The following is an 11801-nucleotide window of genomic DNA, read 5'->3' as shown; positions in this document are numbered from 1 at the left end:
GGCCAACGCACCTATACTACCACACACGATTGAAGTGACTACCCTTATCTTTGTATCATGTGCTGTTTGAGCCATGTGTTATTTGAGTGTAGAGGTAAGATTAGAATAGAATCATTTTTGGTACAAATTCCTTTCAACGCGAACCGTTGTAGCTGTGCGTTGGCAATCTTTCTGCCGCGAGGAAAGCCCCTGGCTTTGCGGGTGGGAGGATCGGCAGAAAGTGCCTTTTTTTACAAACACACAAATCTGGCTCACCAAATTCTCATTTGGTGCCCCTATTTTGGGCAAGCAAAAAAGTGACAGGTGGTAGGAAGAGATATGTTCTGGACTATAAAAAAAGTGAAGAAGCCCATGAAAGAATGATGAAGAGACTATGAACAAATGAAGGAAAAGTGATTTTCAAAACAAACGACAACTGTGACATTGAACAGTTTGGTTTTATATTGCAGGTAGTTGATATACAAAGGTGTTTACCTGCTAATGAGGAATCGGAATTCAAAGAATACAGAAAACCTGCCAATACAGGCTTTGCTTGAAAATGAATATGTGCGGATAACCCGCCTGCATAAGGATCTGAATAGCCTGTCAGTTGTGCCACACCGACATGATCATTATGAGCTGATGCTGGTAACAGAAGGGGAGGGCAGGCATTCTATTAACTTTAAATCCTATGATATTAAGCCTGACAGACTCTATTTTCTGCATCCGGGACAAGTGCATTTGATTGAAAGCTTTGAACGTGATGGCTGGCTGATATTGTTTGGAGAAGAGCTGTTTAAGCGGTTTCTGACTATTCATACACATGAAGATGAACACGGCCTGCTGGATTCCTATACTCCACATCCGTATGTCGATCTGGACGAAAAGCTTAAAGGAACCTTTATTCTGCTTATTGACCAGTTGCAAACCGAACTTTCAGCTAAAAAGCCGGATGTTGACATTAGTTTACATTACGTATCGCTGCTGTTGTTGTATGCCAATAAAGCGCAAATAGTCCAGCATCCGAAAGAGCCACTGCCCTTAGTAAATAAGCAGCTCTTCCATCGGCTCAAGCTGCTTATTGAGCAGCATTACAGGCAGCAGCACCTTGCCGCTTTTTATGCAGAGACATTACATACGGATATAAAAAAGCTAAATAAAATCTGCCGGGAAGCTACTGGGCTCACCGTTTTTGAGCTTTTGCAGGAGCGTCTGGTTACAGAAAGCAAGATTCGTCTACAGACTTCGACAGGGTCAGTAAAAGAGATAAGTTATGACCTGGGTTTTAATGACCCTGCTTTTTTTGGTCGATTCTTTAAGAAACATACAGGCATTACTCCTGCTGAATTCAGAAACAGGCGGATGATATAAACCAGAGATTACCCGAAAAGTACCAGAAACAGAACTGGCATTGCCCTACCTTTGCCCTATGACAGAACATAGCAAAGCAGTAAAAGCAATGATATGGGGTGTAGTAGCCTCTTTTTTCTTATCCTCCACATTTATCATCAACAGCTTACTAGCTGGTTCGGGTGGGTATTGGGCATGGACAGCCGCTTTACGGAGTCTTTTTCTTATTCCTATTTTAGGGCTTGTTGTGTTTTTTGCCAAACAGCTTCAGCCACTTCTTACAGCGATCAGGCAGTATCCATTCATTTTTATCAAGTGGGGTACTATTGGATTTGGGGTTTTGTATACATTACTTGCTGTTGCCTCTTTGTGGTCGCCAGGCTGGATGGTTGCAGCTACCTTTCAGATAAATATTCTGGCAGGCATGTTACTAGCTCCCTTTATCTATCCTGACCATCGGAGGCATATTCCACGAAAAGCCCTGCTCTTATCAGTCTTTATCATCTTTGGTGTTTTTGTGATGCAGTTTGATAAAATGGGTGAGTTGAATTCGGCTGGTAGTGTACTCCTGAGCTTTTTTATTGTTTTGCTGGGAGCCGTTGTCTGGCCTCTGGGTAATCGCAAGTTATTGGTAGACCTCGAACAAAAGGGATTACATCTGAATGCCCTGCAACGTGTGTTAGGAATGAGTATTGGCTGTCTGCCGTTGCTTATTTTGATAAGTGTAATAGGATTTGCGAATGCAGGCCTTCCTTCGCTGACTCAGTGTCAGGCATCTTTTTATTCTGCTTTGTTTTCGGGTTTCCTGGGAGGAGTCAGTTTTTATCAGGCTACACAGATTGTCAATAAGAATCCTGTTGCACTTGCTACCATTGAAGCTACTCAGGTGTTTGAGATACTCTTCACACTGTTGGGAGAGATGGTTCTTAAAGGGACTCCTTTTCCAGGTTTCTATGGACAGATGGGACTTTTCATTGTATTGTCGGGTATGGTATTTCACTTCTGGAATACACTGAACCATAGCCGAAATCTCTCCATGCGCCCGCTCAATGTTGTCAACTGAAAGTAGAAGCTCTTTTCAGTTGACAACATTGAATGAATGCTTAAACCAATGCATCCTGAAGTTTATTTTACTGCTGGTCTAACGGCAGGTAGGTTGTTAAAGTAACTTCACGCCCTTCCAGCAGTGGCACGATTTTTCCGACCACCAGAGTCTGAAAATGGGTTGAATTCCGGTGTTCATTTAAGGCGGCCTCATCTTTGTAACCTTCAAACAATACGAGGGTGTTTGGATCGGAGTTGCTTTGATGGATCTTATATAAAAGATTGCCTTCTTCTTCGGTACTTTTCTTTACAACATCCGGAAGTAAGCCTAGTACAGTCTCCAGTTGGCCTTCTTTAACTTTCCATTTGGCAAATACATAGATAGGTTCCATAATTTTATATTTTGTGGCAGATATGCCTTGTTTGAGAAGTGTTGAATTTGTTTGAATTATATGCGGTGATCCTGCTTACACTTAGTGAATACCTTTCAGGATACCTCCGTCTACTCTGATAGCGGCACCATTGGTAGCAGCTGCCAGTTCGCTTGACACATACAGAACAGTAGCAGCTACTTCCTCTGGAGAGATAAATCGTTGCAACAGACTAAGTGGTCGTGTTTCTGTGAAGTATTGTTGTTCTACTTCTTTGGTAGTACTGTTTCGCTGCTGGGCAAGTTCTCCGATAAATCGTTCTACCCCATCTGAATAGGTAGGACCTGGTAAAACGGAGTTAACAGTCACGCCTGTGCCTTTGGTTAACTGAGCCAGACCATTGGCTATCGAAAGCTGGGCTGTTTTGGACATACCATAGTGAATCATCTCTGTAGGAATCTGTATAGCAGACTCGCTGGAAATAAAGATAACCCTCCCCCAGTTTTTTTCGAGCATTTTAGGCATATAAAAACGGGTTGTCCGCACCCCGGTCAGGACATTGATGGAAAATAGCTTAAGCCAGTCTTCATCTTTTGATTCGAAGAAAGGAACTGGCTCAAAGATGCCAAGATTATTTACAAGAATATCTACTTCAGGCAACTGTTGAGTCATTTGCAGATATCCTTCTTCTGTGGCCAGATCTGCAACGACACCATACACTCTGGCGTCAGGTACTTCGTTTTCTATACGGCGTTTGGCAATGTCAACTTTACTGGCATCCCGACCATTTATATACACAATGGCACCCTCTTTGGCAAATCCTTTGGCGATTGCATACCCGATACCGGCAGTAGAGCCAGATACGAAAGCAGTTTTGTTTTTGAGTAAGAGATCCATGATCGCTGTGTTTTAATTTATATACCAAAATTAGTACATAGCGATACGCAGACACAGGAGGCAAATCACAAAAAAAGTGTGACGAGAATCACACTTCATTTATGGGTAGAATAAAGCCGGCTTAGCGTTTCGCGACTCACACCGAGATATTCGGCTATATATTTTTTAGGGATTTTTTGTGTCATATGCGGATATAGATGATTGAACTCTTCGTATCGTTGCTGAGGGGTGCTGGAGAGTAGGGATATAATGCGTTGTTGCTGGGCAACATACCCTCTGGTCAGCTTTACTCTGAAAAAATGTTCCATCTTATGAAGGTCGGCAGATAGTGTTTCCCTGCCCTGGAGCTTCATACACAGAACTTCTCCGTCTTCCATACAAACGATATTTAACCGGGCCTGTTTCTGATAAAAGTAGGCCTGGTAATCTGACATCCACCAGTTTTCGCCTGCAAATTGTACGATGTGTTCTTTCCCATCATCATCCAGGTAAAACATTCTGAAAATGCCTGCCATGATCAGGTATTCGAAGTTTGCCTGATCTCCATCCTGAATGAGATACTGGTGTTTTTTTACCCTTCTTGGAGTGAAAAAGGTTTTAATATGTTCGAATTCTTCATCGGTAACAGATATCACTTCTTCAATGTGTTGGCGTAGTTTGTCCATGAATACGTAAGCTACTGGAATGTGGTTTTGTTGGGTGAAAAAGAATAAGTCAGAAAGAGCCTACAACAAGTAGTAGCTAAAAATAGGTAAAAAAAATAGCCCTGCCAAGTGTCTGGGGTGGGAGTAGCTGGAATGAGGACAGTCTTTGATTCTGTTAAAGAAGCCCTCTTTCTGGCCTGAAAGACCCCCTCTGTCTTCCTAAGGATCTATATCTATCTCCCTCCACTGTCCTTCTGAAAGAAACTTGTGACAAATAGAGTGCTGTTTCCTTTCTGAGAGAATTACGTTCCAGTCGGAAAGGCCGCTAACCTTATCACAAGATTCTTTCAGAAGGACAGCGAGGGGAGAGACCCTTCCAAAAAGACAGGGTGAGAGGAGATGGAAAAAGAGAGTGTGTTCTTTCTTCCTACTTCATAGCTTTCCTCACATATAAACTTTTTAAAGCGTCTCTCGGTTAGCTTTATACTATGTCAGGCAACCGCACTTCCGGATCTATTAAAAATATGTTTTCTACCGGTACGTTACACCGGTTTTCAGAATCCCGACTGGATGAAGAGCACATCCATACTATTCTGACAGCTCCCACCGCCCGGTTTATTCCACTCTGGAAAAACCAGAATCTATTTGCTATAACAGATCCATTGCAGCCTGCTTTTTTGTCAAAAGAAGAAACAGACCGATTGCTAAACGAAGGAGCAGAGTTTGTGTTTCTGGGTATGCTGGAAGAGATTCCTTATTTTGCGTTTGCCCTGCCTGATACGATTGTGACAGAAGAGCTTTTTGGGGACAGCCGGGCATTTAAGGACTTGCGCGAAACAGGTGCCTTGCTCGGGCAGGAAGAAGGTAATCTGCTTGCTTATGCACGGGCCATGATACACTGGCATCATACACATCAGTATTGTGGCCGGTGTGGTAATAAAACCATCAGCATTGAAGCAGGTCATGTGCGACAGTGTACGAATCCGGCTTGTGATCTGAAGCATTTTCCACGAACGGATTCAGCTATTATTGTGCGCATTACCTATCAGGATCGGTGTTTGCTGGTACGGCAGCCTATCTGGCCGGAGGGAATGTATGCTACAGTTGCAGGTTTTTTGGAACCAGGTGAAAGTCTGGAAGATGCAGTAGCCAGAGAGGTGAAGGAAGAAACAGGCTTGACTCTGACAAACATCAAATACCACTCCTCACAGCCCTGGCCTTTTCCAGCGTCTATTATGGTTGGCTTTACAGCAGAAGCTACCAGTATGGAGTATACTCTCGACCAGCGCGAAATTGAAAAGGCTTGCTGGCTTACCCGACAGGAGCTGATCGAAAAAATAAAAGACAAATCCATTAAGCTACCCCGTCCGGTATCTATCTCCTATCGGCTGATTGACGACTGGTTTCGAAAGAAGAATAAAGGCAAACTGTCTCAGATTAAGTGAGAAAAGACTACGCTTTGCTATTTGTATTGAATAGGGCAGGATGTTATCTTGAGAAGATTTTAGCATAAATATCTATGACAGACATTACCCGAAAAATGCTTATCAGACTCACTTTCAGTCTCTTTTTTTATGTGCTTGTACTAGGGCTTGTATTTTTAGGACACAACTCAGCCCCTAGTAGCGTTTGTGGACCCGGAGCGGATTTTATGGCTATTCTATTTGGTATTATTGGAAGTGTAGTGCTCTGTATCAAAAATTTTTTTCAGGTAGCCTATGGCCAAAAAACGCGTGTACCATCACTGATATTACATCTTTTGATAAGTGGTGGTTTTATATTGGGGATGTGCTTTTCTTAGAGACTTTCATTTCTCATTTAGAAATGTGAACCCGATTGGCTTTCTAGTTACTTATAGTTATTTTATGTAATCTATACTATGAGGATTTTATACTTTGTTTTTGGATTTTAATTACTTTTATGAGTAGAGATGACTACTATTACACTATTGTAAAAGCAGCTTTAGAAGCGGCAGGCTGGACGATATTTGAAGATCCACTACGTTTGAAAATAGAAAAGCTTTTTTTTCAGATAGATCTTGCTTGCAGAAGGAATGGAGATGGAAAAACGGAAGAAATTGCAGTAGAAATAAAGTCATTTTTGAAAGAATCATTTATCACAGATTTTTATCATGTTCGTGGACAATATCTTACTTATCGGGATGTTTTAGATATAACTGAATATGCCCATGTAAAATTGTATGTCGCTCTACCCGAATTAGTTTATAAAAAGAATTGGACAATTCCATTCATTGATAAAATCAGACAGAAAGATGGTATAGGGTTAATTTTGTTTAATGATAAAAACCAAATTACACAATGGCTACACTAGAAAAAGAAAAAAAGGGTGTAAAGTCTAAGCTGGAAGCAAAACAGAAGACGATAAAGGAGGTCTTAACTTCCTATACAAAAGGTGGCTATGGAAATACAAAAGATCTAAAAAATGTAGCAGTATTTGACGATGAAAGGAGTCGTTACCTGGTAATGGTACAAGGTTTAGATAAGGAGGGTCAAAGAATTAATGATATATTTTGTCATGTAGAGATTCTTACTGATGGCATTATACTAATTATGGAGAATAACAGTGATGAAGAAATTACTGAGGACTTGGTAAAGAAGGGCATCAAAAGAGAGGAGATAACGAATACTAACTTATTGTTTTATAGTTAAGCCTGATTAGCATCAGGCTTTTTTTATGGAAAACTAGTACAAACCCAAATCTACTTTTTCTCAACTACAGACTATGCCTTTACAGAAAGTGGAAATGTATCACGAAGAGATTTCATATGAAGTGAAAAAATATTCTTTCAACAGTGAATATCTTTCTTTTATTCCGATAGATATAAGAGTTTATCTGGAAAAGATTGGCTTACCATCAGTTGTAGCATTTGATGCATTATCTTTTACACCTTATAGTGAAGAAAATACAATTATCACAGGCGAAAATAGGGAAACTGCCTTTTTGATAGTAGGCAAGTTGACTCACTTCTATTGTGATTTCGGATTGCAGGTATATCTTAATCTAAAGACCAGAGTTGTGATGATAGATGATCCTTATTCCACTGAGAAAGTACTATTTGCCAACGCTGATTTTTTTGCCTTTGTTAACTTTGTTACAATTTACCTACAGCAGATTATTCTATATATAGATATGAGTGACAATGAAATAAGCATGCAAAATCCAGCAGATTGGCTAGTAGCAAGATTTAATGCCATTGATCCTCTGGCACTGTCGAGCCCGGAAAACTTCTGGACTTTGTTTATTGATGCTATAAAAAGAAATTATAACCCTAATTAGTATGTTGTCAGAAGCTTCATTCTAATAAAGGCCACCTCCTCACACTTGGCTCCTAGCCACACAACTCAGTTGGGTAAAGTTCCATTTCAGTGATCGTATGTAGCATTTCAACAGCTCTGTGTAGTCTGTCCAGCATGCCTGCCGTATGTTTGGAAAACTATCACACTTTTTAGTAAAGCTACTATGAAAACTATACAACGGACCACTTCTATTCTATTTTGCCTGATCGTATTCTGTTTATCAGCCTGTAAAAAAGATAACACCAGCGAACCTGCGCCTTCTCAGCAGGAGCGACCTGGCCACATACCCGGTTTAGGAGAGGAAGAGGGCATACCCGAAGGAACAGAATTTAAACTGCCTGCCGGCATAAAGCTAACAGGCCCTATTGTAGGCGACGATTACATTTATGACGGTGAGAGCTGTATTGTCGATGGTGCGGGTCATTATGTGACGGTAAGCCTTCCGCTTGAAAACACAACGACTGTACCTATCACCATTGAGTTTCCGGCTGGCTTGATCATCATCTCTTTGTCTGGAGATTACCAGCATGGCATATTACTTGAAAAGGTTATTGTAACCATTCCTGCGAAATCAGGTACTTCGGATAATGGGGGTAGCAGCAATGGACAATGCCAGGCTACTCTTATGCTATCCTGTCTGAATATCATGAAAGATCCGGCCAACAGTGAGGCAGAGTTTATACTAGGTCCTGTTACCTCTTCTGCCTTGATAAAAGATTTACTGGATAAACTCTCTGATAAAAAGATTCTGTATAGTGCCTATTCTGATAAGACAAAGTTTTATGAAACAGAAAGCTATGTGCAGGATGCGTTGTGGAGCATTACAGATGGCACAGGACTAACAGAAGAGGATTTGGAGAATATTGACAAGATACCTAACAAGTAGGTGTTTGTATACTTCTGCTATAAATATAACAGGATTCATCCCGAATATTGAATATGAGAAAAACCCAAGCCTATGTTTTTGAAAAGTGTGGGCTTGGGCAATTTTTGAAAAATCTATCTTCTTGAGTTTGTTTATTGTCTCCTTCGTCACTCTACTTGTGGCTTCTTCATTTTTTGCTTGTCTTTTCCTAGATTGGTTTATTGTCTCTTTCTTCTCCCATCCTACCATGGTTCTTTTTTGCTTGTCCAAAAAATGAAGCAAAAAAGGACAAAAAATTCCAAAGCTTCGCCCCACAGGGCCAACGCTAGGCTCGCGGAATCTTTATCCCTACGCACCTACACTTCCTCTCACGATTGAAGTCAACTTTACTCTCTTTGTGACATTTGTTCTTACTTTCTCAATGATTTTCATAAACAAAATAGGGGCAAGATCTACTTAAAAGCTTCGTATGGTTATCCGTTTTCTTTTTGAAGGAAATTCTCGATCAGCGGAATCACGAAGTCACTGTCCTGGGTATCTGGTTTAAGTGTGGTTATCTCTCCTATGTATTCACCGTGTCCGCCGGGGATTATGGCTAGCTGCGAGTTGGGGATTAATCGATGCATTTCTGTGGCGTGTTCAGGAGTAATCACATCGTTGTCGCCGATTATGAGTAGGGTAGGAGCTTTAATGGATTGGATTTGTGCATCAGGAATATCTTTAAAAGTAACCATCCGTCTGGCGTCCTTGTCGTGCATGGTTTGTAGCCCCTCAGGATCTGAAGCCACCTCTCTGTAGGCTTGCTGTAGCTGTTGTGGCATGTTGTCGAGCCGGGCCTGGCTCATAAAATCCCAGAATGCAGAAGGTACCCCACTTCGTTTGCTGAGTGCAGAGGCTGCTATGACTTTATCGACTTGTTCGGGGTGACGAATAGCGATTTGCAGGGCAGTTGTACCCCCATTGCTAAAGCCAAAGATGTCGGCCTTTGGAATGTTCAGATTTTGTAACAGAAGAGCCACATCATCCGCGTCCTGTTCAAACGAAAGCTCGTTTTCACGGTCGCTTGTACGTCCATGGGCTTGTAGCTCTACCGCGATAAGTTTTCGGTGTGGTGCCAGCAGAGGAATAACGCGGCCAAAGGTAGTCTGAATAGTAGATCCGCCCCCATGAATAAGTACCAGTGGCTTGCCTTCTCCATATATTTCATAATACATTTTCAGGCCATTTACATCCGAATAATCGCTTTTGAAGGTCAGGGTGTCGGTTCTTGTAGTTGTCATGGTATGGGTAGTCTGCTCAGTTGTTGGTAATAAATCAGTATGTATGTTAGGCTATTTTAAGTTCTCGTTGATAAATAGTGGTTCTAGTACACTGCGATGGTCTTCACCCCATTTTGCTGTCAGCTCAATGATGGGTACTAATGTTTCACCCAGTGGGGTGAGATTATATTCTACCTTTAAAGGCAATTGATCAAAACTGGTTTTGGAAAGGATGCCATGCTCTACCAGTTGGGTTAATTGCGTATCTAATAATCTCCGTGATGCTTTGGGAATTTTGCGCTGCAGTTCGCCGGGTCGTCTGATGCCTGAGTGAATGCACCAGATGAGGTTAATCTTCCATTTTCCGTTCATCACTTCCATAAACAGGTGAAGGCCACATTCTGTTTCAACAGGTAATTTTCTCTCGTACATTCTAGTAACTATAAGTTGGTAGACAAATATACGTTATCTGCAGATTTATTTGATACGGCTGAATTTAGCCATACTTGATTATGCTTTGCCTGCTGTATTCCTTTGCTTCATGAAACATAAATTATTCGGAACACAGACAGGTTTACCAGCTAGTGAACTTATTATGGGAGGCTCAAACCTGGGCAATCGCCGGGGTTATGGCTCTACTCCACAAGACGCACTTCAGATACTCTCGGCCTATGTCGATGCCGGAGGAAACTTTATCGATGTCTCTGATACTTATCAGTTTGGCGAAGCAGAAGAGATTGTTGGCAGATTTACGGAGCATAAACGACACGATTTTATTCTATGCTCTAAGTACACCCGAAGCAGTCACCCCGAGCCGTCACTGGCTAATATGGGTAACCATCGCAAAGCCATGCGTCAGGCAATAGAGGGCAGCTTAAAACGCTTGAGAACAGACTACATAGACATTTACATACCCCATTTTGATGATGGCATAACACCATTGGAAGAGATTGCCCGTGGTCTGGAAGATCTGGTTGCCTCTGGTAAAGTTTTGTACACAGGCCTGGCAAACTTCCCTGCCTGGAAAGCAGCGGCTATTGCGGCTGTGATACCACTCACAGCCATGCAGATCGAATATAACCTCTTGCAAAGAGCACCAGAACGTGAGTTGACTGCCATGGCAAAACACTTTGGCTTGGGTATGATGTGTTATTCTCCGTTGGCAGGTGGATTATTGACTGGGAAATACCGGCAGGGAGCCTCCGGGCGACTGACACTCTCTGCAGCAGATGGTTACCAGGAAGATGAACGAACGAAAACTGTAATTGATGAACTGGAACTGATTGCCAGAGAGTTGAACGCTACTCCGGGACAGATAGCATTGGCATGGGTGTTGAGTAAAGAGGTATTTCCAATCATTGGGGCTCGGACACTGGGGCATCTTGAAGCGGGTTTGACGGCGGTAGCTATTCGCCTGGAGGCTGACCAGATAAGACGCCTGGACGAGATTAGTGCCATTGCGATGGGCTATCCGCATGATTTGCTTGCTACGGTACAGAAAAAATGGTGAGATCATTTATAAGCAGCAGATAGTGTTTAGCATCAGATTTTCACTGATTTACGTCCCTCTATATTCCGTTCCGCGATACCTACCATCCTAAGCCATTCGGGCACGAAGAAGCTGGGACAAGCTTTACTAGCGAATTGATTATGTCCGGCAATTTTTACATTGGGAGCATAGGCGAGCACTTCCTGGATGATCGTTAGCATGGTTTCGATTTGTTGAGGCGTGCGGGTGTCCTGGGCTTTGTGGAAGGTTTTGTCCAGTCCGCCTACGTAGCATAGGTGGCGCGAGATGGAGTTGATGCCTGCTACTCCGTTGGTGATCTCGAACGAGTCTATGATCTGGTCATTGTTATGCTTGACGAACTGGTGACGGGAGCCGTCCAGTAAGATCAGGTCGGAGTAGCCTACTTGTTTCCAGCCGTTGCCGTAGGGTTTGTGGGCAGTATGCCAGCGTTTAACGTCTTCTGGGGAAACCCAGCGTCCGGCGGGGGTTGCAGTGCAGTGGATGATCAGGTATTGGAATTGCATGGGTTTGTTATGTGTGGTTTATTGAACGTGGACAAGACGGG

At 42.4% G+C, this 11801-nt stretch carries 14 protein-coding genes; 8 read left to right on the top strand and 6 right to left on the bottom strand.

All coding sequences use genetic code 11. The annotated features are described in order from the left end of the window. Positions 1-480 precede the first annotated feature (480 nt). Together QNI22_RS19080 and QNI22_RS19075 are read left to right on the top strand one after the other, a co-directional pair. A complete protein-coding gene (locus QNI22_RS19080; RefSeq protein WP_314513092.1) occupies positions 481-1350 on the top strand; it encodes a helix-turn-helix domain-containing protein in 870 nt (289 codons plus the stop codon). A 58-nt stretch (positions 1351-1408) separates the two neighbouring features. Beyond that, positions 1409-2392, top strand: a complete 984-nt coding sequence (locus QNI22_RS19075; RefSeq protein ID WP_314513091.1) for a DMT family transporter — start codon at positions 1409-1411, stop codon at positions 2390-2392. 67 nt (positions 2393-2459) lie between these two features. Here QNI22_RS19075 and QNI22_RS19070 read toward each other — a convergent pair whose 3' ends face one another. The 3 genes from QNI22_RS19070 to QNI22_RS19060 form a co-directional block, all read right to left on the bottom strand. Then, positions 2460-2765 carry a putative quinol monooxygenase gene (locus QNI22_RS19070; RefSeq protein ID WP_314513089.1) on the bottom strand — a complete coding sequence of 102 codons (306 nt, stop codon included), beginning with the start codon at positions 2763-2765 and terminating at the stop codon, positions 2460-2462. Positions 2766-2846: 81 nt separating this feature from the next. Continuing rightward, positions 2847-3641 carry an SDR family NAD(P)-dependent oxidoreductase gene (locus QNI22_RS19065; RefSeq protein ID WP_314513087.1) on the bottom strand — a complete coding sequence of 265 codons (795 nt, stop codon included), beginning with the start codon at positions 3639-3641 and terminating at the stop codon, positions 2847-2849. Between the two features lie 95 nt (positions 3642-3736). Then, positions 3737-4306: a Crp/Fnr family transcriptional regulator gene (locus QNI22_RS19060; protein WP_314513085.1), complete on the bottom strand. Its 570-nt coding sequence runs from the start codon at positions 4304-4306 to the stop codon at positions 3737-3739. A 467-nt stretch (positions 4307-4773) separates the two neighbouring features. Here QNI22_RS19060 and nudC point away from each other — a divergent pair, with 467 nt between their 5' ends. The 5 genes from nudC to QNI22_RS19035 all read left to right on the top strand — a co-directional run bounded on the left by nudC (position 4774) and on the right by QNI22_RS19035 (position 8488). Continuing rightward, positions 4774-5730 carry an NAD(+) diphosphatase gene (gene nudC, locus QNI22_RS19055; protein ID WP_314513083.1) on the top strand — a complete coding sequence of 319 codons (957 nt, stop codon included), beginning with the start codon at positions 4774-4776 and terminating at the stop codon, positions 5728-5730. A gap of 475 nt (positions 5731-6205) precedes the next feature. Further along, positions 6206-6616, top strand: coding sequence for an element excision factor XisH family protein (locus QNI22_RS19050; protein ID WP_314513081.1), 411 nt, complete (start codon positions 6206-6208; stop codon positions 6614-6616). Further along, positions 6604-6954 carry an element excision factor XisI family protein gene (locus tag QNI22_RS19045; protein WP_314513079.1) on the top strand — a complete coding sequence of 117 codons (351 nt, stop codon included), beginning with the start codon at positions 6604-6606 and terminating at the stop codon, positions 6952-6954. The genes QNI22_RS19050 and QNI22_RS19045 overlap by 13 nt, the downstream gene beginning before the upstream one ends. 73 nt (positions 6955-7027) lie before the next feature. Next, positions 7028-7582 carry an SUKH-4 family immunity protein gene (locus QNI22_RS19040; RefSeq protein WP_314513077.1) on the top strand — a complete coding sequence of 185 codons (555 nt, stop codon included), beginning with the start codon at positions 7028-7030 and terminating at the stop codon, positions 7580-7582. 183 nt (positions 7583-7765) lie between these two features. Continuing rightward, a complete protein-coding gene (locus QNI22_RS19035; protein ID WP_313991910.1) occupies positions 7766-8488 on the top strand; it encodes a hypothetical protein in 723 nt (240 codons plus the stop codon). Positions 8489-8940: 452 nt separating this feature from the next. On the opposite strand, the gene QNI22_RS19030 is transcribed toward QNI22_RS19035, so the two are convergent. Next, complete coding sequence (locus QNI22_RS19030) at positions 8941-9747, bottom strand: alpha/beta fold hydrolase (protein ID WP_314513074.1); 807 nt, start codon at positions 9745-9747, stop codon at positions 8941-8943. Positions 9748-9798: 51 nt separating this feature from the next. After that, positions 9799-10158, bottom strand: a complete 360-nt coding sequence (locus QNI22_RS19025; protein WP_314513072.1) for a winged helix-turn-helix transcriptional regulator — start codon at positions 10156-10158, stop codon at positions 9799-9801. A 109-nt stretch (positions 10159-10267) separates the two neighbouring features. Between QNI22_RS19025 and QNI22_RS19020 the strand changes: the two genes are divergently transcribed. Next, positions 10268-11236 carry an aldo/keto reductase gene (locus QNI22_RS19020; RefSeq protein WP_314513070.1) on the top strand — a complete coding sequence of 323 codons (969 nt, stop codon included), beginning with the start codon at positions 10268-10270 and terminating at the stop codon, positions 11234-11236. Between the two features lie 32 nt (positions 11237-11268). On the opposite strand, the gene QNI22_RS19015 is transcribed toward QNI22_RS19020, so the two are convergent. Then, positions 11269-11760, bottom strand: coding sequence for an N-acetylmuramoyl-L-alanine amidase (locus QNI22_RS19015; protein ID WP_314513068.1), 492 nt, complete (start codon positions 11758-11760; stop codon positions 11269-11271). Positions 11761-11801 lie beyond the last annotated feature (41 nt).

Source organism: Xanthocytophaga agilis (assembly GCF_030068605.1).
GTDB lineage: Bacteria > Bacteroidota > Bacteroidia > Cytophagales > 172606-1 > Xanthocytophaga > Xanthocytophaga agilis.
This window is presented reverse-complemented; position numbering and strand designations above follow the sequence as displayed.